The following is a 24,867-nucleotide window of genomic DNA, read 5'->3' on the forward strand; positions in this document are numbered from 1 at the left end:
TGCCCATCGACCCTTGCATCCCCCATCACCATGACCCGCAGCACCGATATCCTCAACCTGACCGACCGCGTGACCGAGCAGCTGCGCAGCAAGCTCATCGATGGTGCCTGGGAGCCCGGGCAAAAGCTGTCGGAGGCCTCACTCAGCGAAAGCCTGCAGATCTCGCGCAACACGCTGCGCGAGGCCTTCCGGCTGCTGACCAAGGAGGGGCTGCTGGTGCACGAGCCCAACAAGGGCGTGTCGGTGGCGGCGCCCAGCATCGCCTCCATCATCGACATCTACCGCGTGCGCCGCATGGTGGAGTGCCAGGCGCTGGCCCAGGCCTATCCCATGCACCCGGCTCGCAGCCTGATGCGCGAAGCCGTGGAGGCAGCGCAGCGCCACCGCGAGGCCCAGGACTGGTCGGGCGTGGGCACGGCCAACATGAGTTTCCACAAGGCCGTGGTGCAGCTGGCCGACAGCGAGCGCCTGGACACCATGTTCGAGCACCTGCTGGCCGAGCTGCGGCTGGCCTTCGGCCTGCTGCGCGACCCGCACTTCCTGCATGCCCCCTATGTGGACATGAATGCGCGCATCCTGCAGCAATTCGAGGACGGCAAGCCGGCCGAGGCCGCTGCCGCGCTCAATGACTACCTGGTGCATTCGGAGCGGCTGATCCTGGCCGCCTACGCCCGACGCCTGGCTGAGAAGGGCATCAAGGTGTGAAACAGGCGGCACCCCCTGAGCGGCTGACGCCGCTTCCCCCTCTCTACTCGCTTCGCGAGGGAGGGGGACGACACCCTCGGGTCGGGGCGGCCCTACCTCGGTGTCCCCGGCTTTGGGCAGCGCCGGTTTCATTGGCAGTGTTCAGTGCACAACACTGGCTCGCATTCAACGCCGTGCGTCCAGGCTCCAGCGCGCCACGGGCGCCAGCATCAGTTGCACGAATCCGCCGGCGATCGCCAGGTTCTTCAGGAACTGCACCAGCTGGCCCTTGTCGCCGAACTGGTTGTGGAACATCAGCGCCGACATGACGCTGAACACGGCCATCACGGCCGCGGCCTCGCGGGTGCGCCAGCCCAGCAGCAGGGCCGTGGCCACGCCCAGCTCCACCACCAGCGCCATGGCATACGACAGCATGGGCAGCGGCAGGCCCGCCTTGGCGATATAGGCCATGGTGCCCTCCGGCCCCATCAGCTTGCCGATGCCGCTGTAGATGAACAGCAGGCTCAGCAGCACCCGGGCCAGCAGCGGTGCGAAGTCGGCCCAGGGCGATGCTGCGGCGTGGGCAGCGCGATGCGTGGCGGCGCGCGTCATCGCATCAGCCCGGGACACGGCCGGAACCCTGGCCTTCGGCCGCCTTCACCGAGCCGCCCAGGCGCTGCACTTCGGCCAGGTACTCGGGGCCGCTGCGCATGCGCTGGTACTGGGCCAGGCGCTGCTGGTAGTCGGCATCCCAGTGGTTCACGTCGGACTCGCGGTAGACGTTGAGGCCGGCGCGGTTCCACAGGGCCAGGTCGGCCTGAACCTCGGCGCGCGACAGCGCGGGGCCGGAGGCGACGGGCTCGGCGCCGAACCAGGTTTCTGCAGATACCGTGGCGGCCGGTGCGGCCGAGGCCATGCCCGACCACAAGGCGGAGGAAAGGGAAACGATGGCGAAGAGGGTCTTTGCGTGCTTCATGGCGAATCCTTTGTCAAATCCTGCAGCGCGTGATTGCGTTCTGCATGGCTGCAGTCTCGTCTTCGCCCGCCTGCGCGTCAGTGCCTAAACGCACAGCTTTGCGCAAACTCTCCGGTTCCCGCGCTCACCGTCCACGTCCACCATCCACGCTCAGGGCCACTGCAGGCCGGGCCGCGCCACATGCAGAGCCTGCAGGGGCTCGGAGCGCCCGCGCACCTGCACCTGCCGGACTTCGCCCAGGCCATCGGCCACGCCCGCGCGGCGCGCCACCTCCAGCGACAGCACCAGCCGCGCCCGGGCGCTCTTGGTGTATTCCTGCAGGCGGCTGGCCGTGTTGACCACCTCGCCCACGGCCGTGAAGGTGGTGGTGTGCTCGAAGCCCACGCGCCCCACGGCGGCGCGCCCCGCATGCAGGCCCATGCCGAAATCCACCGGCTGGCCGAACTGCGCCTCGAAGGTGTGGCTCCATTCCTGCATGCGCCGGTCGATGAGGGCGCTGGCCTGCACGGCCTGGCGGCAGGCCGTGTCCAGGTCGGTATCCAGCCCGAAGATGGCCATCACGCTGTCGCCGATGAACTGGTTGGCCATGCCGCCGCTGTCGTGCACGGCCTGGCCCACGCGCTCGAAATACTGGTCCAGCACCCAGGACAGGTCCACGGGCCATTGCCGCTCGGCCAGGCCCGACCAGCGGCGCAGGTCCACGAACAGGATGGCCACCGCGCGCACTTCGCGGACCTCGCGCTGCCCGTCACCTCGCCCGGCCTGGGCGGCTGCCGGCGAGCGGAACAGCGGCGCCACCTGCACATCGCCCGTGGGCCGCAACTGGCAGGCCAGCCGCACGTCCTGCGGCGCGCCCACGCGCTCCAGCGTGAGGCGCTCGTCCCGCCCCGGCGCAGGCAGGTGGGCCGCCGGGCCGGACACGCGCACCCGGCAGGTGGAGCAGCGCGCCCTGCCGCCGCACAGCGACAAATGGGCAATGCCATGCTCGCGGCTGGCTTCGAGCACGCTCATGCCCTGGGCCACCTGCACGGTGCGGCCCGGATAGTGCAGCAGCACCTGGCGGGCGCCGCGCAGACGCATGCGCCGCCACAGCCAGGGGCCGGCCAGCAGCGCGGCCAGGCAGGCCAGCCAGCCCTGGCGCAGCCCGGTCGTCAGCGCGCGCAGCCACTGCGATGCCTCGGACGAGGGGCCGGCCGGCGCTGGCAGGCCGGCCGCCGCGATCTCGCGCGCCATGGAGACGATGCCCAGCGCCGCCAGCACGGGCAGCAGCACGGCGGCCGTGAGCAGCAGCGGCTGCCAGCGCCGCCACCAGCCGCGCGCACGCAGGGCCATGTGCAGGCCCATGCAGCCATGGGTCCAGGCGGCCGTCATCAGCAGCAGCTGGATGGACATGCTGGACGGATTCCAGGAAGAACGCACGATGCGCGCATACGAGGGGTCCACGCCCCAGGCCTCCTGCGCCAGCCGCGTGGCCGGCACGTGCAGGGCCAGCAGCAGCGGCAGGCCCAGTCCCAGCAGCAGCCGCACGGCCTCCAGCGCCGGCATGCGCAGGCTGCGCCGCCGCGCCAGCGCCTGCAGCGCCAGCCCCATGTGCACGGCCAGCGCGCCGTAGAGCAGCAGACTGCCGGGCAGGGATCGCCACACGCCGTGGACCCCCTCGCGCACGGCCTCGGCCGTGCCCAGCGAGACCAGGCCCAGGGCGTGATTGGACAGGTGCAGCGCCGCATAGGTCCACAGCACCAGGCCGGTGGACCAGTGGAGGCTGCGCAGGGACGGCAGAGCCGGCAAAGCCGGATGAGGGACACGGGCCATGGAAAGCGATGATGCGCCCGACGGCGGAAGAAGACAGGAGAAGACCGGAAGAACGGCAGCTTGAAGGAACTTAGGCCGGGCCTGGCCGATCCAGAATCTTTGTACCTTACGCCCGCTATTGGTTCCATGGCCCACCCCACCCAGCCCTCCAGTTTCGCCCTGCGCGGCATCGCCCTGTTCGAGGGCCTGGGCAGCGCCAGCCTGGACCGCATCGCCGCCGACTGCGAATGGCGCCCGCTGCAGGCCCGCCAGCCCGTGTTCAGCCGCTGCTCCACGGGCAGCGACGTGTTCTTCCTGGTCAGCGGGCGCGTGCGCATCACCACCTACTCGCCGGGCGGGCGCGAGGTCAGCTTCCGCGACTACGGGCCCGGCGAGCACTTCGGCGACCTGGCGGCCATTGACGGCCAGGCCCGCTCCACCGATGTGGTCACCCTGGAGTCTTCGCTGCTGGCCAGCCTCTCGCGCCAGGACTTCCTGGCCCTGCTGGCGCGCGAGCCCGCCATCGCCCTGCGCATGATGGAGGGCCTGGCCGGCCTGGTGCGCCGGCTGACGGACCGCGTCATGGAACTGAGCACCCTCGGCGTGCCCACGCGCCTGCACATGGAGCTGCTGCGCCTGGCGCGGGAGGCGGGCGTCTCGCCCGAGCACACGGCCCTCATCTGCCCCGTGCCTTCGCACTCGGTGCTGGCCAGCAAGATCAGCACCAACCGCGAGCAGGTCACGCGCGAGCTGGGCGCCCTCACCCGGCGCGGCCTGCTGCGCAAGGAGGGGCGCCAGGCGCTGCTGGTGACCGATGTGCGCGCACTGCAGGCGCTGATAGCGCAGGAAAGCTAGGCGGACTCCATTCGCCAGCCCTGCGGCGACCACACCAGGCGGTCGGTCAGCCCGATGGCCTGCAGAAAATCCTCGTCATGCGAGACCACGACCAGCGTGCCGGCGTAGCCGCGCAGCATGCCCTCCAGCGCCTGCAGGGAAGGAAGGTCCAGGTGGTTGCAGGGCTCGTCCAGCAGGAGCAGGGGCGCGGGCGGCTCGGCATGCAGCGCGCAGGCCAGGGCAGCCTTGAGCTGCTCGCCGCCGCTGAGCCGGCCCGCAGGCTGCTCCACCTGCCGGGCCGCCAGCCCGAGCCAGGCCAGGCGCGTGCGCAACACATCCACGGGGGTGCCGGGGCAGGCGTCCTGCAACTGCTCCATCACCGTGCGCCCGGGCTGCAACAGGGACAGGCGCTGGTCCAGGTAGGCACAGGCCTGCATGCGGCGCACCTCGCCCGCCTGGGGCGCAAGGCGGCCCGACAGCACATCGAGCAGGCGCGTCTTGCCGCAGCCGTTGGGACCGGTCACGGCCAGGCGCTGGCCACCGTACAGAGACAGGTTCAGGCGCGGCCCCGTGGAAAACGAAAACGGCAGCAGCACATCGTCCAGCAGCGCCACCACGTCGCAGGGAGCACCGGCCGGTGGCGGCGCCTGCATGCGGATGCCGGCCTGCAGGTCGATCTGGCGCGCCGCCTCGCGCACGCGCTGGTCCAGCGCCTCGCGCGTGTCTGCATGCTGGCGGCGCAGGCGGCCGGCCGACGCCTCGCTGCGCTCCTTTTGCCGGTCCAGCAGAATGCGCGCCTGGTTGGCCTCCTGGCCCTGGCGGCGGCCGCGTGCCTCGCGGCGCTGCTGGCGCTCCTGCTGCTCGCGCAGCTGCTGCGTTTCGCGGCGGCGCTCCAGCTTGCGCTGCTCCAGCAGTTGCACCGCCGAGGCCATCTCGCGCGCCTTGGCTTCGGCATAGAAGGCGTAGCCGCCGCCGTAGCTGCGAAGCCCCTGCGGCGACAGCTCCACGATGCGTTCCATGCCCTGCAGCAGACTGCGGTCATGGCTGACCACGACCAGGCCACCGGGCCAGCGCTGCAGTTGCGCGGCCAGGGCCTGGCGGCTTTCGCGGTCCAGGTGGTTGCTGGGCTCGTCCAGCACCAGATGGTCGGCGCCCGACAGCAGCGCGCCCGCCAGGGCCACGCGCATGGCCTCGCCGCCGCTGAGGGCGTGGCCCGGCGTATCGGCACGCAGATGGCCCAGGCCCGCCAGCTCCAGCTGGGCCTGCAGGCGCTGGCGCAGATCCCAGCGGTCGGCCAGCCGCTCGAAGTCCCGGGCATCGCAGCTGCCGCCCTCGATGCGCGCCAGCGCCTCCAGCGCGGGCTGCAGCCCGGCCAGCGCCGCCACCGAAGGCTGGTCATGCCAGTCCGTGCGCTGGGCCAGGTACAGCACCTGCCCCGAGCGCAGGCAGCGGCCCTGCGAGGGCGCATCCAGCCCGGCCAGGATGCGCGCCAGCCGCGACTTGCCCACGCCGTTGCGCCCCACCAGGCCGGTGCGGCGGTGGTCAAGAGTCTCGGAAAGATCGGAGAAAAGGGGGCTGCCATCGGGCAGCACGCAGGAAACGCCGTCGAGCGTGATCGTGGTATTCGTCATATCGCAGTTCATGGATGCCAACGCAGTTCCTTGCCGCTTTGCATGCATTGCGCGTGCGGTGGGCAGGGTCGGGAAAAGCGGGCCGCTGGGACAGCGGCAGCATCAATGGCGCATGGGACGAATACCTCCTGCAATGGCGAACGAAGCCGCCATTATAGAAATCATGGGACGGACGTGCTGGCCGTGCCGGAGGGGGCGCCACCGGCGCCACGGCGGCCAACATGCGCACCTGCGTTTGCACGCGGCGGCTCGGGTCCGGTGGGCCCGGCCTGCCGCTTAGGGGCTGCAGGCGCCGATGGCGCGCAAGGGTTCGAAGACTGTGCCGGCGGGCGGCCCTGAAAGCACAGGGCGTTGAGCGCGATCCAGAGAGGCATGGTTCAGGTTCCGGGGTCGGCAGCAGGCGGCGGCCGGCGCGCGCTGCCGCGCGGCCCGGCGATGCGCCGCTGCCATTCAAGGACGAAGACGAAGAAGACAGGCACGAAGAACACGGCCAGCACCGTGCCGCTGACCATGCCGCCGAACACGCCCGTGCCGATGGCGTGCTGGGTCTCGGCGCTGGCGCCCGATGCCAGCATCAGCGGCACCACGCCCAGCGCAAAGGCCAGCGAGGTCATGAGGATGGGCCGCAGCCGCAGGCGTGCGGCCTTGATGGCGGCCTCGCGCAGGTCCTGGCCTTCCTCGCGCAGTTGCTTGGCGAACTCCACGATCAGGATGGCGTTCTTGGCCGACAGGCCGATGATGGTAATCAGCCCCACCTTGAAGAACACATCGTTGGGCATGCCGCGCAGCAGCACGGCCGCCACCGCGCCCAACAGGCCCAGGGGTACGACCAGCATCACCGACAGCGGGATGGACCAGCTCTCGTACAGCGCGGCCAGCACCAGGAAGACCACCAGCATGGACAGGGCCATGAGCAGCGGCGCCTGCGCGGCCGACTGGCGCTCCTGCAGCGACTGGCCGGTCCAGGCCACGGCAAAGCCGGGCGGCAGTTGGGCCGCCAGCCGCTCCATCTCGGCCATGGCCGCGCCGCTGGACGTGCCGGGCGCAGGCGTGCCCGAGATGCGCGACGCCAGGAAGCCCTGGTAGCGCACCAGCTGCAGCGGCGTCTCCGACCACACTGGCGTGGCGAACTCGGCCAGCGGCACCATGCCGCCCGAGGCATTGCGCACATTCAGCCGGAGCACGTCATCGACCTGCATGCGCGCGGGCGCGTCGGCCTGCACGATGACCTGCTGCATGCGCCCGGCGTTGGGGAAGTCGTTGACGTACAGCGAGCCCATGGCCGTGGACAGCGTCTCGCTGATGGCGGCAAAGCCCACGCCCAGGGCCTGGGCCTTTTGGCGGTCGATCTCCAGCCGCACGCTGGTGCCCGAAGGCAGGCTGTCCTGGTAGGCCGAGCCCAGCACGCTGCTGCTGCCGGCCAGCGCCAGCAACTGGTCGGTGGCCGACTTGAGCGCGGCATGGCCCTGGCCCGTGCGGTCCTGCAGGTACATGGTGAAGCCCGAGGAGGTGCCCAGCTCGTCGATGGCCGGGGGCTGCAGCACCATGATGGCGCCCTCGGGCGCATGCTCCATGGCCTTTTGCGCGAGCGAGACTTCCTCGCCCGCCGTGGCGCCGTTGCGCTGGTCCCAGTCCTTGAGCGTGGTGAAGGCCATGGCCGCGTTCGGGCCCGAGCCCGCGAAGCTGAAGCCCAGCACCGAGATGCTGGAGGCAATGCCGGGGCGCTGCGCCACATGCTCCTCATAGCGCTTGACCACGTCCAGCGTGCGCTCGGCCGTGGCATCGGCCGGCAGCTGGATGGACGCCATGAAGTAGCCCTGGTCCTCCTCGGGCAGAAAGGCCGATGGCAGCTGGCGCAGCGCAAACACCAGGATGGCCACGATGGCCGCGAACAGCAGCATCATGCGGCCCGTGCGCCGGACCAGGCCCGTGACATGGGCCTCGTAGCGGTTCGTCAGCCGCTCGAAGCCGCGGTTGAACCAGCCGAAGAAGCCCTTCTTCTCGTGGTGGCCTGCCGCCACCGGCTTGAGCAAGGTGGCGCACAGCGCCGGCGTCAGGCTCAGGGCCAGGAAGGCCGAGAACAGGATGGACACGGCCATGGACAGCGTGAACTGCTGGTAGATCACGCCCACCGAGCCGCTGGCGAACGCCATGGGAATGAACACTGCCGTCAGCACCAGGGTGATGCCGATGATGGCGCCCGTGATCTCCTTCATGGCCTTGAGCGTGGCATCGCGCGGCGACAGGCCTTCCTCGGCCATGAGGCGCTCCACGTTCTCGACCACGACGATGGCGTCGTCCACGATGATGCCGATGGCCAGCACCATGCCGAACATGGTCAGCACGTTGATGGAAAAGCCCGCCACCAGCATCACGGCGAAGGTGCCCAGCAGCGCCACGGGCGCCACGATGGCCGGGATCAGCGTGTAGCGCAGGTTCTGCAGGAACAGGTACATCACCAGGAAGACCAGCACCATGGCCTCGACCAGGGTCTGCACCACCTTCTCGATGGAGATCTTGACGAAGGGCGCGGTATTGAACGAGATGGTGTGCTCCATGCCCCGCGGCAGGATGGAAGCCAGCTCGGCCATGCGCTTTTGCACGGCGGCGGCCGTGCGCACGGCATTGGCGCCCGGCGACAGCTGCACGGCGGCGCTGGTGGCGGGCTTGCCGTCCTCACGGTTGGAGAAGGCATAGGACTGCGCACCCAGCTCCACGCGCGCCACGTCGCCCAGCACCAGGCGGGAGCCGTCGGCATGGGCGCGCAGCACGATGGCCGCGAACTGCTCGGGCGAGGTCAGCTGGCCCTGCACGGTGAGCGGCGTGGTCACGCGCTGGCCCGGTGCGATGGGCGCATCGCCCACGCGGCCCGGGGCGATCTGCATGTTCTGCTGCTGGATGGCCTGGGTGAGGTCGCCCATGGACAGCCCGTAGGAGATCAGCTTGGCCGGATCGACCCAGACGCGCATGGCGCGCTCGGTGCCGAACAGCTGCACGCGGCCCACGCCCTCGATGCGCCGCAGCTCCTCGACGACATTGCGCGCCATGTAGTCATTGAGTGCCAGCTCGTCGAACTCGCCGCCCGGCGAGATCAGGCCCACCAGCAGCAGAAAGCTCGACGTGGCCGACTCCACCTGCAGGCCGTTCTGGCGCACGGCCTGCGGCAGGCGCGGCTCCACGGCCTTGATGCGGTTTTGCACATCCACCTGGGCCAGCTCGGGGTTGGTGCCGGGCTTGAAGGTGGCCTTGATCTCGGCCGAGCCCGAGGTGTCCACCGAGGACTCGAAGTACAGCAGGTGGCGGACGCTGGACAGCTCGCGCTCGATCAGCGAGACCACGGAGTCATTGAGCGTCTTGGGCGTGGCACCCGGGTAGGTGGCATACAGGCTCACCGTGGGTGGCGCCACCGTGGGATAGCGCGAGATCGGCAATTGCGGAATGGCAAGCACGCCCAGCAGCACGATAAACAACGCGATGACCCAGGCAAAGACGGGCCGATGAATGAAGAACTGTGGCATGGACGCGAGGTCTGGTTTTCAATGCACGCCAGGGCGCGCTGCGGAAAAAATACGGCGCCTGGCGCCGACACATCTGAGGGGCCATCCGGATGCAAATCCAGATTGCCAGGAGGCATGGGGATGGAGGAAACTCCTGCCGGTGCGGCTTCGGCCTGCGGCGTGTTGCCGCCAGGGCCATTCATCCATGGAGCCGCTGCAAAGCTAACAGCTCTCCCACCCGCTCATACGGCATTGCCGCTGTGACTTCATATTCAGGGATTTGTTTCGCATGCCGGCCAATTGCGGCGGCACAGGGAAACAGCTTGCGTTCTTTCGATGGCATTTCGGCCCGGGAAATGTGGAAGAACGATGGAGATGAACACAGCCCCCGCCGCGACCCCAAAATGGCTTCTATCATTGCCCAGCCCTTGCCTTTCCAGCCATCGACATCGCTCATCCTCGTCGCCGAGGACGAGCCCGAGATCGCAGACATCCTGTGCGCCTACCTGGCCCGCAGCGACCTGCGCACCGTGCATGCCGCCGATGGCCAGCAGGCCCTTGAACTGCACCACCACTTGAAACCCGATCTCGTTCTTCTCGACGTGCAGATGCCACGCCTCGACGGCTGGCAGGTGCTGTCCGAAATCCGCCGGCGCGGCGACACGCCCGTCATCATGCTCACCGCACTCAACCAGGACGTGGACAAGCTCATCGGCCTTCGCATTGGCGCGGACGACTACGTGGGCAAGCCCTTCAACGCGGCCGAGGTCGTGGCGCGCGTGCAGGCCGTGCTGCGCCGCTGCGGCCAGGGCCGGCTCCGCGATACCAAGCTGCTGCAGGCCGGCCCCTTTCGCGTGGACCTGGACAGCCGCGAGGTCAGCGTGCAGGTGCAGGGCGCCACGCATGTGCCCGAACTCACCGTGACCGAATTCAACCTGCTGGCCAGCCTGGTGCGTTCGCCCCGGCGCGTGTTCAGCCGCGCCGAGCTGCTGCTGAGCTGCCTGCCCGAAGGCCACACGCTGGAGCGCACCGTGGACAGCCACATCAGCAAGCTGCGCAAGAAGCTCGAAGGCCTGGGCCTGCAGGGCATGCCCGACAGCGTGCGCAGCGTGGGCTACCGGCTGGGGATGGACCCATGAGCGCCGCACAGGCCGCAGGCCGGGGAGTGCCGTCATGAGCGCAGCGGCCGGCCTGCGCCGGCAGGTGGTGCTGACCATGTCGGCCGTCACGCTGGCCGTGGTGGTGCTGTGCGTGCTGGGCTCGTACGCCTTCTATGCGCTGCTGCTGACCTTTCACCCGGCCAGTGTCTCCGACGGCTGGATGCCCTCCAGCGTGGAGCTGGCCTGGGTGCTGCTGACCCTGGTGGTGGCCATGCTGATCGCCATCTTCGTGGCCACGCGGCTGTCGCGGCGCATCCTGCCCTCGCTGGACTCGGTGGCCATCAGCCTGCGCCAGCTGGCCGAGGGCGACCTGTCGGCGCGCGCCAGCACGGACGACAGCGCGCTGCACGAGGCCGCGCAGCTGGTGCACGACTTCAACAGCCTGGCCCGGCGCCTGGAAGGCATGGCGCAGGAGCGCGCCTTCTGGAGCGCGGCCATCGCCCATGAGCTGCGCACGCCCGTGACCATTCTCAGCGGGCGGCTGCAAGGCCTGTCCGACGGCGTCTTCCTGCCCAGCAAGGACATGCTGGCCAGCCTGATGACCCAGGTCGAGGGGCTGACGCGCCTGATCGACGACCTGCGTCTGCTGGGCCTGCAGGAAAACGGCCATCTGCAATTGCAGCTGCGCCAGACCTGCCTGGCGGGCGAGGTGCGCTCGGTGGCCCTGGCCGTGGGACCGGCGCTGGAGCAGGCGGGCCTGCAGCTGGCCATGGAGCTCGATGACCAGCCCGTGGTCTGCGACCCCGTGCGCATACGCCAGGCCCTGCTGGCCCTGCTGGAAAACGCCATGCAATATGCCCAGCCCGGCCCCCTGCTGGTCGCCGCGCGCGTGCGCCACGGCCTGTGCACCGTGCGCGTGGAAGACAGCGGCCCCGGCGTGGCGGCCGACCTTGCGCCGCGCATCTTCGACGCTTTCCAGCGCGGTGAAGGCGCCCGCAGCCGAAGGAATGCCAGCGTGGGTGCAGGCAACGGCAGCGGACTGGGCCTGGCCGTGGTGCAGGCCATTGCCCAGGCCCACGGCGGGCGGGCGCAGTGCCTGCCGGGCGAGCGTGGCGGCGCGCTGTTCGAGCTGAGCTGGCCGGCCTGATCTCGTCAGAGCCGCATATCAGCCTGCGAAATCATCAGCCCGCACATGGCGTGCGTCCCAGGCGGCAGCCAGCGCAGCCGCCCGGCCCAGGCGCACGCGGCCTGATTCAAAGTCCACGATGCCCGCCTCCTGCGCCGCCGCAGGCCGCGCAGGCCGCTCGCGCGTGCGGCCGTCGGTGAGCAGCCACAGCCAGCCCTGGCAGGAGGCGTCTGCGCCGCAATGGCGCTGCAGCAACTGGCCCGCCTGTTCCACGGCCGCCTGCAGCGGCGTGCCGCCGCCCCCGCCAATGGGAGCGATCCAGTCGTCATTCCAGGCCGCTGCCTTGCGCGGCGGCAGGCGCAATTCCACGCGCGTGCCCGCAAAGCAGATCAGCGCCACCTGCTCGCGGCGGCGGTAGGCCTCTTCCATCAGCGACAGCAGCACGCCCTTGGCCCGCGCCAGTGCGCCGCTGCCGGCCATGGAGGCCGAGCAATCGAGCACAAAGCAATGCAGCCGCGTGGCCTGCGGCGGCTCGCGGCGGCGCTGCAGATGTTCGGGCGCCAGCGCCTGGGCGCCGCGTGCGGCCAGCGTGCGCGGCCAGTCCCAGCTGCCGGTGGGCGGCCCGCCTTGCGCCTGGGCCAGCCGGGGCTGGCCGGTCGCCTGCTGGCCCGCCCCCGCAGCCCTTGCCTGTGGCGCGGGGCCGCGGGGGCTCAGGCTTTTTTTGTGGCGGGCGCTCCCGCCTTTGCGGCCTCGCGGGCCAGCAATGAGGGCACGGCGACACGCAGCAGGCCCACGGGCTCAGGCGGCATGGCGCCCCAGTCAGCCTCGGATGGCGGGCTGTCGCCTGCGCCGTTGGCCGTGGATTCTGCAGGCGGCCGGCTTTGTGCCGGCGACTGCGAAGGCGGATTCGATGGCGCTTGCTGTGGGGATGGCTGCTGCTGCTGCGGCTGCGGCTGCGGCGCCCCCGGCTTGCGGCGGTGCACCAGCACCAGCTCGGCCACGGCCTGCACATGGTCGGGCCTGACCTCGGCATCGCCCAGCCAGGCGGCCCAGGCACGGGCGGCGCGCAGCAGCACCAGGTCGGCCCGCAGGCCGTCCACCTGGGCGGCAATGCACAGCGCGCCTGCGGCCTGCAGCACCGCGTCGGACCAGGGCAGCGCGCCGGCCGGCTGCAGGCGCTCGCGTGCCGTGCGCAGCTGCGCGGCCAGAGCGGCTTGGGCGCCTGCATGGCGGGCGCGGAAGGCGGCCGGGTCGGCATCGAACAGCAGCCGCGCGCGCACGATGGCCTGGCGCTGGGCCGCATCCTCCACATTGGCCAGGCGCACGCACAGGCCCAGGCGGTCCAGCAGCTGCGGGCGCAGCTGGCCTTCCTCGGGGTTCATGGTGCCCACCAGCACGAAGCGCGCCGCGTGGCGGTGCGAGATGCCGTCGCGCTCGACCACGTTGACGCCGCTGGCAGCCGCATCCAGCAGCACATCGACCAGGGCATCGGGCAGCAGGTTGATCTCGTCCACATAGAGCACGCCGCCATGGGCGCGCGCCAGCAGGCCGGGCGCGAATTTGAGCGCATGGCCGGCCATGGCCTGGCCCAGGTCCAGCGAGCCGGCCAGATGCTCCAGCGAGGCGCCCAGTGGCAGCGTGACGAAGGGCGCGGCATCGATGAGCTCGGCCAGCGCGCGCGCGGCCGTGGATTTGGCCGTGCCGCGCGGCCCCTCGATCAGCACGCCGCCCAGTTGCGGGTCGATGGCGGCCAGCAGCAGCGCCTGGCACAGCAGGGGCTGGCCGGCAATGGCGGCAAAGGGAAACAGCGGCGGCAGCGCGGGCTGGGCGCCGCTGCCCAGGTCAGGGGAGGCGGTCATCCGCGCAATCCTTCGAGATGGTTTTCATGTTCCAGCAGCAGGTCTTCCAGCTGCTGGCGATAGTCGCCGGGCTGCTCCCACAGGCCGCGCTGCATGGCTTCGAGCAGGCGCTCCAGCATGTCGCGCAGGGCCTGCGGATTGTGCTGCACGAGAAAGTCGCGCGTGGCCGCATCCAGCACATAGGCGTCGGCCACCAGGGCGTACTGGTGGTCGCCCACCTGCTGCGTGGTGGCGTCGAAGCCGAAGAGATAGTCCACCGTGGCCGCCATCTCGAAGGCGCCCTTGTAGCCGTGGCGCTTGGCGCCGTCCATCCACTTGGGATTGGTGACGCGCGAGCGCACCACGCGCGCAATCTCTTCCTTGAGCGAGCGCACGCGCGGCTGGGCCGGGTTGGCGTGGTCGCCGTGGTAGAGCGCGGGCTGGCGGCCCGAGAGGTGGCGCACGGCCGAGGCCATGCCGCCCTGGAACTGGAAGTAGTCGCCCGAGTCGAGGATGTCGTGCTCGCGGCTGTCCTGGTTGTGGGCCACCACGTCGAGCTCGCCCAGGCGGCGGCGCAGCGCATCGCCTGCGGGCACGCCCTCGGCGTCCTGGCCGTAGGCGTGCTGGCTCCAGCCCAGGTAGGCCTGGGCCAGGTCGGCATCGCCCTGCCAATCACCGCTCTGAAACAGTCCGCCCAGGCCCGATCCATAGTGGCCGGGCGGCGCGCCGAACACGCGCCAGCCGGCCTGCAGGCGGGCCTGCGCGGCGTCCATGCCCTGCGCCTGCAGTTGCTCGGCCTCGGCCAGGATGCGCGCGCGTATGGGGTTGTCCTCAGCGTCCTCGTCCAGCGCGGCCACGGCCTGCACGGCAGCGTCGAACATCTGCACGGCGCCGGGAAAGGCGTCGCGGAAAAAGCCTGAGATGCGCAGCGTGACATCCACGCGCGGCCGGCCCATGCCCACGCGCGGCACCACCTCGAAGTCCACCACGCGCTGGCTGCCGGGCGCCCATTTGGGGCGCACCCCTATCAGCGCAAAGGCCTGGGCGATGTCGTCGCCGCCCGTGCGCATGGTGGCCGTGCCCCAGACCGACAGGCCCAGGGTGCGCGGGTACTCGCCGTGCTCCTGCAGATAGCGCTCCAGCAGCCTGAGCGTGGCCTGCTGGCCCAGCTCCCAGGCGGCCTGAGTGGGAATGGCGCGCGTGTCCAGCGTGTAGAAATTGCGCCCCGTGGGCAGCACGTCGGGCCGCCCGCGCGAGGGCGATCCGCTGGGCCCGGGCGGCACGAAGCGGCCCTGCAGCCCGCGCAGCAGCTGGCGCAGTTCCTCGCCGCCACAGGCGTCCAGCGCGGGCGCCAGCACGGCGTGCACCTGCGCCAGCGCGGCCTGGGTCTGCGGCCAGTCATGGGCTTCGGTCTCGCCCTCCAGCAACTGCTGCGCCAGCAGCTCCAGGCGCTCGCGCGTGTCGCCCTCATGGCGCCAGGGCTCGTCGCTCACGGCCTGCAGTGCGGCGGGGCGCGCGCCGGTCCAGGGGCGTGCGGGCTCCATGCGCAACGGGTCGAAACCGGGGCTGTCCAGCAGGTCGGCGGCCAGCGCCTGTATCAGGCCCTGGCCTTCGTCCGATGGGAAGCGCGCCAGCGCCAGCAGCGTGTCGCGGCGCTGGCGCCCTTGCGGCGAGGCGCCGAAGACATGCAGGCCGTCGCGGATCTGGGTTTCCTTGAGCTCGCACAGGTAGGCGTCTATGCGTTCGAGCACGGCATCGTCGTCCTGCGCGGCACCGGGCGCCAGGTCCAGCTCCTGGTCCAGGTGCTGGCGGCGCACGATGTCCAGGATCTGGCGGCGCAGCAGCGCGCCGCGCCGCGCATCGACCAGCAGGGCGTCGTAGTACTCGTCCACCAGGCGCTCCAGATCCTGCAGCGGGCCGTGGTTTTCGGCGCGCGTCAGCGGCGGCATCAGGTGGTCGATGATCACGGCCTGGCTGCGGCGCTTGGCCTGGGCGCCTTCGCCGGGATCGTTGACGATGAAGGGGTACAGGTGCGGCAGTGGGCCCAGGATGGCATCGGGCCAGCACGCGCCCGACAGCGCCAGGCTCTTGCCCGGCAGCCATTCGAGGTTGCCATGCTTGCCCACGTGGACCATGACGTCCACGGCAAAGCGGTCGCGCAGCCAGAAGTAGAAGGCCAGGTAGCTGTGGGGCGGCACCAGCTCGGCATCGTGGTAGCTCGCATAGTCCTGCGCGCCCATGCCTTTACCGACCAATGCACGCGCCGGCTGTATGCCGACAAAGACATGGCCCAGGCGCAGGCCCGCGATCATGAAGCGGCCCTGGCGCAGCAGCGGGTCGGCCTCGGGCGCGCCCCAGCGCGCCGTGATGGCGTCGGCCATGCCGTCCGGCAGCGCGGCCAGGCGCGCCAGGTACTCGTCCAGCGCATAGCTTTGCCAGGCCGGGCGCAGCGGCCACTGGGCAGGGTCGTTGGCAATGCCCTGCTGCAGGGTGTGCATCAGCGCCTCGCCATCGGCGGGCAGCTGCGCGGGGTCGCCCAGCTCATGGCCTTCGGCAGCCAGGTGCTGCAGGATGGCTATCACCGAGGCCGGCGTATCCAGCCCCACGCCGCTGCCGATGCGGCCTTCGCTGCCCGGATAGTTGGCCAGCACCAGGGCCAGGCGCTTGTCACGCGCGGGCAGGCTGCGCAGGCGGCACCAGCGCCAGGCCAGGTCGGCCACGAAGTCCACGCGGTCGGGCTCGGGCTGGTAGGCCACCACGTCGGCCTGGGTGAAGGCGCAGCGGTGGGACAGGCCCTTGAAGCTGATGGCGCGCGTGATGATGCGGCCATCCATCTCCGGCAGCACCACCTGCATGGCGATGTCGCGCGGGCGCAGGCCCTGGCTGTCGGCCCACCAGTCCTCGCGGTTGCCGCCGCTGGCAATGACCTGCAGCACGGGCGCATCGCCGGCCAGGGCCGTGCCCGATTCCAGCGCCGAGAACGCCGTGGTGTTGAGCACCAGTTGCACGGCATGGTCTTCGCAGAGCTGGCGCAGCGTGGCCAGGCACAGCGGGTCCTTGAGCGAGTCCAGCGCCACGGGCAGCGGGTTCATGCCGCGCTGCTGCAGCGACAGGGCCATGGCGTCGAAGGCCGCCGTGTTGCCCGCCAGCAGGTGGGAGCGGTAGAACACCAGGGCCACGGTGGGCGCGCCCGGCGTCCAGGCGCGCTGCAGGTCGTCGATGCCGGCCACCTCATGGGCATGGACCTGGGCCTGGACCTGGGCATGGCTCCTGGCAGCGAACAGCGCCGGGGGAACGTGGACAGCCGCCTGCGGCAGGGTGCGCGGCGGCAGCGGCGCATCGCCCCGGTCCAGCCCGTGGTAGACGGTGGCCTTGAGGAATTCGCGCGCATTGGCCGCGCCGCCCGAGCGCAGGTACTGCCACAGCTGGCGGCAGGCGGCGGCCGGCAGCGTGCTGCGCGCCAGCAGGTGCGGGTCTTCCTGCAGGTCACCCGAGAACATGGCCAGGCGCTGCCCCTTGCGGCGCGCCAGCGAGCCGATCTGCTCGATGCCGTAGGGCCAGGCCGATTCCGAGCCCAGGTGGTCCACGATGACCACGCGCGCATGGCGCAGCACCTCGTCCACATACAGGTCCAGCGAGGCCGGCTGGCGCAGGTACAGCAGATTGGCCAGCCGCACCGAGGGAAAGTCCGCCGACGCCCCGGCCAGCGCGGCCACGGCCGAGGACAGCAGGGCCAGCGTGGTGTCGGCCGAGCTCAGGATGACGATGTCGGCCGGCGTCTGGTCGAGGCGGGTGACGATGCTCTCGTCCTCGACGAAGCCGCCGGGGCGCGTGGACAGCAGGTGCATGGAACAGGTTTCAGTGCGGAATCGGAAGGTCAGGCGGCCACATTCTCCAGGCCCTTGCGCAGCGCTGCTTCGTCAAGGTCTTGCCCGATGAACACCAGGCGCGTGCCGCGCTGCTCGCCCTCGCGCCAGGCGCGGTCGAAATGGTGGTCGAAGCGGCGGCCCACGCCCTGCAGCAGCCAGCGCATGGGCTTGCCCGGGATGTCGGCAAAGCCCTTGACGCGCAGGATGCTGTGCTGCTCCACCAGCGTCTCCAGTGCGGCCAGCAGGCGGTCGCGGTCCACGGCGGGCAGGTCGATCACGTAGGAGTCGAAGTCGTCGTGGTCATGGTCCTCGTCGTGGTCGTGGTGGCTCACGCGCTGGTCGATGGTGGTCTCGGCCGCCTTGGCCAGGCCCAGCACCACGTCCAGCGGCAGGCGGCCCTGGGACGATTGCACGATCTTGACCTCGGGCGGCAGCTCCTCGCGCACCAGGGCGGTCACGCGCGCCAGGGCATCGGCATCGGCCAGGTCGGTCTTGTTGAGCACCACCAGGTCGGCCGCGCCCAGCTGGTCCTCGAACAGTTCGTGCAGCGGCGATTCATGGTCCAGGTTGGGGTCGGCGCGGCGCAGCTCGTCCACGGCCTGGGGATTGGCGGCGAACTGGCCGCTGGCGGCCGCTGGCGTGTCCACCACGGTGACCACCGCGTCCACGGTGAACACGTTGGCGATCTCGGGCCACTGGAAGGCCTGGACCAGGGGCTTGGGCAGGGCCAGGCCCGAGGTCTCGATGATCACGGCGTCGATCTGGTCGCGGCGCTCGGCCAGCGCGCGCATCACGGGGAAGAACTCTTCCTGCACCGTGCAGCACATGCAGCCGTTGGCCAGCTCGTACAGCGCGCCTTCGCGCTCGTTGCCCTCGTCGTCGCAGCCGATGCCGCAGCCCTTGAGGATCTCGCCATCGATGCCCAGCTCGCCGAACTCGTTGACGATCACAGCGATTCGCCGGCCATCGGCGTTGTCCAGGATGTGGCGCAGCAGCGTGGTCTTGCCGCTGCCCAGGAAGCCGGTGACGATGGTGGCGGGAATCTTGGCGGTTTGCATGGAAGGTTCTCCAGAAAAAAGAGGAAGTCAGACGGTGGCGAAAGGCACGGCGCTGCGCAATGAAGGGAGAACCTCCTGCGCAAACAGTTCCATGCCGGCGAGGGCCTGGGCATCGCTCCACAGGCCGTTGGCGTTGAAGACGCAGCGCAGCTGGCCAATGCCCGTGCGCTCGCGCAAGGCGGTGATCTGCGCATGGCACTGCTCGGGCGTGCCATGGATGAATTGCTCGGCCAGCACGCGCGGCACATCGATGGGCAGCACCTGGTCGGCCGGCACGCCGCGCTTGCCCGCAAAGTACACGCGGCGCTGGTACAGCTGCGGCCACAGCGTGGCCAGCTGGGCCTGCACGGCGGCCTCATCGGCACCGATGCAGACATAGCGCGCCAGCGATGAACGCGCACGCAGCGCGGCGGCATCGCGCCCGCGCTCTAGGGCAGCGGCCTCCAGGCGCTCCAGCTGCATGCCTTCGGGCGGCTCCAGGCTCAGCAGCAGGGGCAGATTCTGATCGACGGCAAAGCCCAGGGTCTCTGCCGTGGAGCCGGCCACATACAAGGGAGGATTCGGACGCTGCACGGTCGAAGGCAGGGCGGGCCGGTCCTCGAAGCGCCACGGCCCCTGCCCCGCTGCGATGGGCCTGCCCGACAGCGCCTCCACCAGGATGCGGCAGGACTGCTCGAAGCGCTCGCGCGTGCTGTCCGCATCGATCTGCAGGGCGCGCAGCGCGGCCGGCTCCGTGCCCCGGCCCACGCCCACGTCGATGCGGCCGGCGCTTTGCAGGTCCAGCTGGGCAATCTCCTCGGCCAGCATCAGCGGATGGTGCAGCGGCAGCACCAGCACCGAGGTGCCCACGCGCAGCCGCTCGGTGCGCGCCAGCACGGCGGCGGCCAGCAGCAGGGGCGAGGGATAGGGCCAGGCGGTATCGGGCACGCGGAATTCGTTGAACCACACGCCCTGGAAACCCAGGCGCTCGGCGCGCTCGAACAGCGCCAGGAATTCACGGTGCCCGCCGCGCGTGGCGTCGCGCGTCCAGCCGGCCAGATCGATGCGCATGGGTTCAGTTCTCCTGTTTCAGCCGCGCGCGCAGCAAGGTTTGCGGAGGTGCGTCGATGCGCTCGAAATCCACGCCGAAGACGGCATCCAGCCCCGGCGCATGCAGCAGCTCGGCAGGGGCCCCATCGAGCGCAATGCGCCCCTGGTCCAGCACGATGACGCGCCCGAAGTGCGCCAGCGCCAGGTCCAGGTCATGCATGACCACCAGCACCAGCCGCTCTCGCCCGCGCTGCGCCAGCGCCTGCACCAGGGCCAGGCGGTGGCGCACGTCCAGCGCGGCGCCGGGCTCGTCGGCCAGCAGCACGGGCGGGTCGGTGGCCAGCACGGTGGCCAGCAGGGCACGCGCCTGCTCGCCGCCCGACAGCGTGGACCAGCGCCTGCGCGCGAAATCCTGCAGCCCGGCGCCTGCAATGGCCGCCTCGACATCACCCCGGCCCGCCAGCCGCATGTGCATGAGCTCGGCCAGCGTCAGGTCCCAGTGCGGCGCAAAGCGCTGGGGCATGTAGCCCACGCGGCGCGCGCGCTCGGCCACGGGCAGGGTTGCAATGTCTTGCCCGTCCAGCAGCACGCTGCCGGATGCGGGCGCCTGCAGCCCCGCCAGCAGGGACAGCAGGCTGGACTTGCCCGCGCCATTGGGCCCCACCAGGGCCACGGCGCCGCAGGCGGGCAGCTGCAGCGAGACGGCGTCCAGCACGCTGCGGCCACGGTGGCGCAGCGTGAGGGACCGGGCCTGCAGGCGCGGTGTGGCGCAAGGGATGGCACCGTTCATGCGGACCTCAGCCTGCGCGCCAGCAGCACGATGAAGAAGGGCCCGCCCGCCACGGCCGTGACCAGGCCCAGCGGGATCTCGGCCGGCGGCAGCACGCTGCGCGCAATCGCATCGGCCAGCGTGACGATGATGGCGCCCGTGAGCGCCGACGCCGGCAGGGCCGCGCGGTGCAGCGGTCCCGCCATCCAGCGCGCGATGTGCGGCGCAGCCAGGCCCACGAAGGCCACCAGCCCGCCATAGGCCACGGCCACGGCCACCACCAGCGAGCCGGCCAGCACGGCCAGCGGCGTGAAGCGCGCCACGTCCAGGCCGAAGCCCTGGGCCGCATCGGCACCCAGGCCCAGCAGGTCCAGCCCGCGCGCCAGCGCCATGGCCCCGGCCAGGCAAGCCAGGGAGGCGCCCGCCAGCAGGCCCAGCCCGCTCCAGGACGGCGTCTGTATGCCGCCCAGCACCCAGCTGAGCACCACCTGCAGGCTCACGGTTTCATCGGACAGCGCCAGCATCAGGAACGAGCGCAGCGCGCCCAGCACGGCCGCCAGCGCCACGCCGGCCAGCAGCATGCCGGCCGCATCGGTGGCACCGGCCACGCGCGAGACGGCCAGCACCAGCATGGTCGAGCCCCAGGCGCCCGCAAAGGCCAGCACGGGCAGCGTCCAGGCCTGGGGCAGGCCGAACAATAGATGCATGGGAACCAGCAGGGCGACAGTCGCCCCCAGCGCCGCGCCGCCCGAGGCGCCCAGCAGATAGGGCTCGGCCAGCGGATTGCGGAACACGCCCTGGAAGATGGCGCCCGACAGGCCCAGCAGCGCGCCCACCAGGGCGGCTGCCAGCACGCGCGGCACGCGCCACTGCAGCAGCAGCCGGCTGCGCAGGCTGTCCTCGCCGCCCAGCGCGGCCAGCAGGTCGGCCGGGCTGGCCCACTGGTGGCCCGCGCAGGCGGCGATCAGCAGGCTGGCCAGCAGCAGCAGGACCGCACCGGCCCAGGGGCGCCACGCGGGTGTCCGTGAAAGGGAATTCATGCGGCCTCCCCGGCCCAGGCCGCAGGGTGCAGCCAGCGCGAGAGCTTTTCCACGCCGCCGAAGGTGCGCGGCCCGGGAATCAGGAACTCGGCACGCGCCACCGTGGTGGCCCGGCCGCCGCGCACGGCACGCAGGTCGCGCCAGCCGCGCTGGCCGATCAGGTCCTGCATGGCCTCCTGCGTGCCTGCGAACAGCAGCACGTCGGGGTCGGCGGCCAGCACGGCTTCGGGCGAGACCTGGGGCACGGTGCCCAGGCCGTCCAGCGCGAACGCGGCGCCCGCGCGCACCATGGCCTCGCCGGTATAGGTGCCAGGGCGTGCCGCCAGCAGCATGCCGTTGCCCAGCCGGCCCGTGACCATGAGCGCGCGCGGCCGGGGCTGGCCGGCCACCAGCCGGTCCACGCGCAGCAGCCGCGCCTCCTGCGCCAGGGCCAGCGCCTGGCCGCGCGCCTGCACGCCCGTGGCGCGGGCCACCAGGCGCAGGTTGTCCATCACCTCGGCCAGCGAGCGGCTGAGCAGCACCATCACTGGCACGCCGATGCGCTCCATGGGATCGACCAGCTGGTGCGCCGCCTGGCGCGCGGGCGTGACGATGACCAGGTCCGGCTGGCGCGCCACCACGGCGTCCACCGAGAACCCCAGCCGCCCGCCCACCTTGGGAATGCGCTCCACGCCCGGTGGAAAGCGCGTGAAATCCTCCACGCCCACCACGCGGTCCAGCAGGCCCAGCGCGGCCACCAGCTCGGTGTTGGAGGCAAAGATGGAGACGATGCGCTGCGGCGGCGCGGCAATCTCCACGCGCCGGCCCAGCGCATCCTGCAGCACCACCGGACCGCCTGCAGCGACGGTGTCGGCCCAGGCCGCGGGCAGGCCGCAGGCCAGGGCCGCCGCCGCGCCCTGGCGCAACAACTGGCGGCGCGTGGTGCTGGATTGCCTCATGCCATGGTCCTCAAAACTCTGCTTGCAGGCCGACCATGAGTTCGCGCCCGGCCATCGACGTTCCGCAGCCGCCGTTCTGGTACGCCGGGTTGGCGATGCAGGGCGCACGGTCCAGCGCGATGAAGATGGGATGGCGGTTCAGGTCGAACAGGTTGTTGACGGCCGCGAACAGCTTGACGCCCGGCGACACGCGGTAGTCGGCACGCAGGTTCCAGATGGTGAAGGCGCCCTTGCGGTGGATGAAGGTGCTGCTGGGCTCGCCCTGCGGGATGAGCAGCGCCTCTTCCGTGTCGTACCACATGGGACCGCGCAGCAGCGTGGACAGCTGCAGGCTCCAGTCGCCCTGCAGCCGCCCGCTGCCCTGGCCGTAGCGCACGCCGGCCGAGGCCTCGTAGCGGTACATGCGCTGCACCTTGTCGGTATTGGCCGAGGCTGGCGATCCCTTGTCGCGCATGCTGAAGTGGTAGTAGCCGCCAGCCCAGGCCTTGAGCTGGTGGCCCGTCAGGTTCAGCGCCCGCGCCAGGTCCATGTCGGCCTGCATTTCCAGGCCGCGCGCCACGATGTCGGCCGCGTTGTTGGCGTAGTCCGAGGTGTTGGTCGTGGCCCCGCGCGAGACGGTGATGATGCGGTCGCTGATGGTGTTCTGGAACAGGGCCGCATCCACGCGCCAGCCGGGCTGCTGCAGCGCGGCGCCGACCTCGATCTGGCGGCTGGTCTCGGGCTTGAGGTTGGGGTTGCCGAAGGTGCGGCCACCGCCGACGGCCGTGAAGTCCGAGGCCAGCTCCGTGGCCGTGGGCGCGCGGAACCCCGTGGAGGCCGCAGCGCGCAGCGTGAGCCGGTCCGTGGCCTTCCAGGTGGCGCCGGCCGACCAGGTGTGGTTGTCGTAGTCGCGCGTGCTGGCCTGGGCCAGGGCGAGGTTGGGCGTCTCGTCGAAACGCGTCGTGCCCCAGGTCTTGCGCAGGCCGGCGCGCAGGGTCAGGCGGTCGTCGAACAGGGTCTGCGCGTCCTCGAAGTACAGCGCGTGCACCTGCTCGGTCTGGTTGTTGTCGTAGGGCGCAACTTGGCCCGCCGGGCCGCCGGGCATGGCGACGCGCAGGCGGTCGGAGCGCAGCTTGCTGCGCTCCCAGTCAAAGCCCATCAGCAGGTCATTGGTCTGGCTGACACGCAGGCGCGGCTGAAAGCGCAGGCCCGTGGCGTCCAGCTGGCGGTGGTTGTAGTCGCGCGCCGTGCCGGGCACGGCGCTGTTGCCCGAGCGGATCACGGGAGAGGCCCAGTTGAACTCATCGGTATCGACCAGGCTGTAGAGGTGGGTCGTCCAGCTCAGGCGCTGGCCGGGCAGTGCGCCCTCGTAGGTCAGGTCCAGCGAGCGGTTGCTGCGGTTGTCGCGGCTGTAGATGTTGGCGCCAGATCCGCGAAAGCCCGCGTTGTAGATGCCGTCCGTGCGCAGCTGCAGCTCCACGCGGTGCAGTTCGTGCAGCTGCCAGCCCAGGGCGCCGCTGGCGCCGCGCCGCTTCCAGCCCGTGTTCTCCATGCGCGTGCCGCCGTCGCCCGACTCGTAGTCGCCGCGCCCGCCTGCGCTCACGCCGAAGTACCAGTCGAAGCGGTCATTGGCGCCGGCCGTCTGCGCATCGGTGCGCCACAGGTCCCATGAACCGGCCTGGACCTGGGCGCGCGTGCCGGGCGCGGTAGCCCCGGTTTTCATGATGATGTTGACCACCCCGCCCATGGCCTGGCTGCCGTAGATCACCGAGGACGGGCCGCGCACGATCTCGATGCGCTCCACATCCGAGGGGCTGAGCTTGGACAGGTTGGCCGTGCCCGCGCGCCGGCCGTTGACCAGCACCAGCACCTGGCTGCGGAAGTCGCGCCCCTGGCCGTCGGTGGAGGCACCGCGCAGGTTCATCGAGGTCTGGGCCGCCGTCCATTCGCTGAGAAAGCCCACGGCGTTCTCGGCCAGCAGGTCGGTGACCGAGCGCGCGCTGGAGCGCTCTATGGCCTCGCGGTCGATGGTCTGCGTGGTGCCCGCGATGCGGCTGCGCGCCTCGGGCCGCGCCGTGGCGGTCACGAAGACGGCGTCCAGCGCATCGTCGGCGGAGTCCGTGGAGCGGCCCGAAGCCGGCTCCTGCGCGGCGCCGGCCGCTGCAGCGCAGCTGGCCAGCAGGACGGCGGCTGCTACGGGCCGCAGGCTGGAGACAAGAGGGAGAACAGAGAGAAGGCCGGAGGAATCGGCGGCCGAAGAAGCGAAGCGCATGCGTTGAACCCAACTGCCCCACTCACCCGTGGGGCCTATCGTCTGAACCACGCCGCACAGCGCGCACGCCGGAGCCGGCCACGGCAGCGCAGGCTGGGGCCGGACCGGACAGGCGCACTCCCGCGGCGTCCGAAAGCAATGCAGAAGGCCGGTATCCGGGCTTGCGGAACGCTGCGGCGCGCAGGGTGGGCGCGCTGCGGCAGGCATCCCCGCCTTCCCATGCCCGAGAAGGACACAGTGGCTTGCGGCGCGTGGTTTGGGGCGCGTCCGCGTGGGGAGTTGTATTCCGCTGACCGTTGCGGGGGCAGCGCAGGCATTGCGAGCGGCCACCTCGATGGCATCGCGCACCTGCTTCCCGTTGAACCCCTGGCCGGTGAACGGCATGGGGCACCTTCAGCAACAGCGCACCGCCACGGCCCAGGGGCTGCGGCGGTGC

Annotated in this window: 18 protein-coding genes and 1 riboswitch; of the genes, 4 read left to right on the plus strand and 14 right to left on the minus strand. The window is 71.0% G+C overall.

What is annotated here, in order from left to right; translation table 11 throughout:
- Nucleotides 1-30: 30 nt before the first annotated feature.
- Nucleotides 31-705, plus strand: a complete 675-nt coding sequence (locus BO996_RS27250; RefSeq protein WP_012207532.1) for a GntR family transcriptional regulator — start codon at nt 31-33, stop codon at nt 703-705.
- A 165-nt stretch (nt 706-870) separates the two neighbouring features.
- Here the strand turns inward: BO996_RS27250 and BO996_RS27255 are convergent, their stop codons facing one another.
- The 3 genes from BO996_RS27255 to BO996_RS27265 form a co-directional block, all read right to left on the minus strand.
- Complete coding sequence (locus tag BO996_RS27255; RefSeq protein WP_227468487.1) at nt 871-1,314, minus strand: DoxX family protein; 444 nt, start codon at nt 1,312-1,314, stop codon at nt 871-873.
- Nucleotides 1,301-1,660, minus strand: coding sequence for a DUF4148 domain-containing protein (locus tag BO996_RS27260; protein WP_012207534.1), 360 nt, complete (start codon nt 1,658-1,660; stop codon nt 1,301-1,303). Before BO996_RS27260 ends, BO996_RS27255 begins: the two co-directional genes overlap by 14 nt.
- 150 nt (nt 1,661-1,810) lie before the next feature.
- Entirely contained in the window at nt 1,811-3,472 is a 1,662-nt protein-coding gene (locus tag BO996_RS27265; protein ID WP_071956851.1) for an adenylate/guanylate cyclase domain-containing protein, read from the minus strand.
- Between the two features lie 126 nt (nt 3,473-3,598).
- Between BO996_RS27265 and BO996_RS27270 the strand changes: the two genes are divergently transcribed.
- A complete protein-coding gene (locus BO996_RS27270; protein WP_065348165.1) occupies nt 3,599-4,306 on the plus strand; it encodes a Crp/Fnr family transcriptional regulator in 708 nt (235 codons plus the stop codon).
- Here the strand turns inward: BO996_RS27270 and BO996_RS27275 are convergent.
- The gene (locus BO996_RS27275; protein WP_071956852.1) at nt 4,303-5,928 is read right to left on the minus strand and encodes an ABC-F family ATP-binding cassette domain-containing protein; all 1,626 of its coding nucleotides are present in this window, start codon (nt 5,926-5,928) and stop codon (nt 4,303-4,305) included. The genes BO996_RS27270 and BO996_RS27275 overlap by 4 nt on opposite strands.
- A gap of 365 nt (nt 5,929-6,293) precedes the next feature.
- Nucleotides 6,294-9,434, minus strand: coding sequence for an efflux RND transporter permease subunit (locus tag BO996_RS27280; RefSeq protein ID WP_071956853.1), 3,141 nt, complete (start codon nt 9,432-9,434; stop codon nt 6,294-6,296).
- A gap of 383 nt (nt 9,435-9,817) precedes the next feature.
- Between BO996_RS27280 and BO996_RS27285 the strand changes: the two genes are divergently transcribed.
- Both BO996_RS27285 and BO996_RS27290 read left to right on the plus strand, forming a co-directional pair.
- Nucleotides 9,818-10,552 (plus strand): response regulator, encoded by a 735-nt coding sequence (locus BO996_RS27285; RefSeq protein WP_016448779.1) that lies wholly within the window; start codon nt 9,818-9,820, stop codon nt 10,550-10,552.
- Between the two features lie 34 nt (nt 10,553-10,586).
- Nucleotides 10,587-11,660 carry an ATP-binding protein gene (locus BO996_RS27290; RefSeq protein ID WP_013800609.1) on the plus strand — a complete coding sequence of 358 codons (1,074 nt, stop codon included), beginning with the start codon at nt 10,587-10,589 and terminating at the stop codon, nt 11,658-11,660.
- A gap of 18 nt (nt 11,661-11,678) precedes the next feature.
- Here the strand turns inward: BO996_RS27290 and BO996_RS27295 are convergent, their stop codons facing one another.
- From BO996_RS27295 to BO996_RS27335, 9 genes are all read right to left on the minus strand, one after another.
- The gene (locus BO996_RS27295) at nt 11,679-12,140 is read right to left on the minus strand and encodes a vWA domain-containing protein (RefSeq protein ID WP_082848303.1); all 462 of its coding nucleotides are present in this window, start codon (nt 12,138-12,140) and stop codon (nt 11,679-11,681) included.
- Between the two features lie 209 nt (nt 12,141-12,349).
- Nucleotides 12,350-13,498 (minus strand): ATP-binding protein, encoded by a 1,149-nt coding sequence (locus tag BO996_RS27300; RefSeq protein WP_071956855.1) that lies wholly within the window; start codon nt 13,496-13,498, stop codon nt 12,350-12,352.
- Nucleotides 13,495-17,325: a cobaltochelatase subunit CobN gene (gene cobN / locus BO996_RS27305; RefSeq protein ID WP_071956856.1), complete on the minus strand. Its 3,831-nt coding sequence runs from the start codon at nt 17,323-17,325 to the stop codon at nt 13,495-13,497. Before cobN ends, BO996_RS27300 begins: the two co-directional genes overlap by 4 nt.
- A gap of 29 nt (nt 17,326-17,354) precedes the next feature.
- Entirely contained in the window at nt 17,355-18,404 is a 1,050-nt protein-coding gene (gene cobW / locus BO996_RS27310) for a cobalamin biosynthesis protein CobW (RefSeq protein ID WP_071956857.1), read from the minus strand.
- A 27-nt stretch (nt 18,405-18,431) separates the two neighbouring features.
- Nucleotides 18,432-19,454 (minus strand): LLM class flavin-dependent oxidoreductase, encoded by a 1,023-nt coding sequence (locus BO996_RS27315; RefSeq protein WP_071956858.1) that lies wholly within the window; start codon nt 19,452-19,454, stop codon nt 18,432-18,434.
- Between the two features lie 4 nt (nt 19,455-19,458).
- Nucleotides 19,459-20,223: an ABC transporter ATP-binding protein gene (locus BO996_RS27320; protein WP_071956859.1), complete on the minus strand. Its 765-nt coding sequence runs from the start codon at nt 20,221-20,223 to the stop codon at nt 19,459-19,461.
- The gene (locus BO996_RS27325) at nt 20,220-21,242 is read right to left on the minus strand and encodes a FecCD family ABC transporter permease (RefSeq protein ID WP_071956860.1); all 1,023 of its coding nucleotides are present in this window, start codon (nt 21,240-21,242) and stop codon (nt 20,220-20,222) included. Before BO996_RS27325 ends, BO996_RS27320 begins: the two co-directional genes overlap by 4 nt.
- A complete protein-coding gene (locus BO996_RS27330; protein WP_071956861.1) occupies nt 21,239-22,180 on the minus strand; it encodes an ABC transporter substrate-binding protein in 942 nt (313 codons plus the stop codon). The genes BO996_RS27325 and BO996_RS27330 overlap by 4 nt, the downstream gene beginning before the upstream one ends.
- A gap of 10 nt (nt 22,181-22,190) precedes the next feature.
- On the minus strand, nt 22,191-24,431 hold the full coding sequence (locus tag BO996_RS27335; RefSeq protein ID WP_071956862.1) for a TonB-dependent receptor: 2,241 nt from the start codon (nt 24,429-24,431) through the stop codon (nt 22,191-22,193).
- 129 nt (nt 24,432-24,560) lie between these two features.
- A riboswitch (cobalamin riboswitch) is annotated at nt 24,561-24,841 on the minus strand.
- Nucleotides 24,842-24,867: the final 26 nt, after the last annotated feature.

Origin of the sequence: Delftia sp. HK171 (assembly GCF_001886655.1) — a bacterium.
GTDB lineage: Bacteria > Pseudomonadota > Gammaproteobacteria > Burkholderiales > Burkholderiaceae_C > Comamonas > Comamonas acidovorans.

Bases quoted from the DNA above. Each gene is read 5' to 3' on its own strand.
- BO996_RS27250 (WP_012207532.1), top strand. From the start codon at position 31: ATGACCCGCAGCACCGATATCCTCAACCTGACCGACCGCGTGACCGAG.
- BO996_RS27260 (WP_012207534.1), bottom strand. From the start codon at position 1,660: ATGAAGCACGCAAAGACCCTCTTCGCCATCGTTTCCCTTTCCTCCGCC.
- BO996_RS27265 (WP_071956851.1), bottom strand. From the start codon at position 3,472: ATGGCCCGTGTCCCTCATCCGGCTTTGCCGGCTCTGCCGTCCCTGCGC.
- BO996_RS27270 (WP_065348165.1), top strand. From the start codon at position 3,599: ATGGCCCACCCCACCCAGCCCTCCAGTTTCGCCCTGCGCGGCATCGCC.
- BO996_RS27275 (WP_071956852.1), bottom strand. From the start codon at position 5,928: ATGAACTGCGATATGACGAATACCACGATCACGCTCGACGGCGTTTCC.
- BO996_RS27280 (WP_071956853.1), bottom strand. From the start codon at position 9,434: ATGCCACAGTTCTTCATTCATCGGCCCGTCTTTGCCTGGGTCATCGCG.
- BO996_RS27285 (WP_016448779.1), top strand. From the start codon at position 9,818: ATGGCTTCTATCATTGCCCAGCCCTTGCCTTTCCAGCCATCGACATCG.
- BO996_RS27290 (WP_013800609.1), top strand. From the start codon at position 10,587: ATGAGCGCAGCGGCCGGCCTGCGCCGGCAGGTGGTGCTGACCATGTCG.
- BO996_RS27300 (WP_071956855.1), bottom strand. From the start codon at position 13,498: ATGACCGCCTCCCCTGACCTGGGCAGCGGCGCCCAGCCCGCGCTGCCG.
- cobN (WP_071956856.1), bottom strand. From the start codon at position 17,325: ATGCACCTGCTGTCCACGCGCCCCGGCGGCTTCGTCGAGGACGAGAGC.
- cobW (WP_071956857.1), bottom strand. From the start codon at position 18,404: ATGCAAACCGCCAAGATTCCCGCCACCATCGTCACCGGCTTCCTGGGC.
- BO996_RS27315 (WP_071956858.1), bottom strand. From the start codon at position 19,454: ATGCGCATCGATCTGGCCGGCTGGACGCGCGACGCCACGCGCGGCGGG.
- BO996_RS27320 (WP_071956859.1), bottom strand. From the start codon at position 20,223: ATGAACGGTGCCATCCCTTGCGCCACACCGCGCCTGCAGGCCCGGTCC.
- BO996_RS27325 (WP_071956860.1), bottom strand. From the start codon at position 21,242: ATGAATTCCCTTTCACGGACACCCGCGTGGCGCCCCTGGGCCGGTGCG.
- BO996_RS27330 (WP_071956861.1), bottom strand. From the start codon at position 22,180: ATGAGGCAATCCAGCACCACGCGCCGCCAGTTGTTGCGCCAGGGCGCG.
- BO996_RS27335 (WP_071956862.1), bottom strand. From the start codon at position 24,431: ATGCGCTTCGCTTCTTCGGCCGCCGATTCCTCCGGCCTTCTCTCTGTT.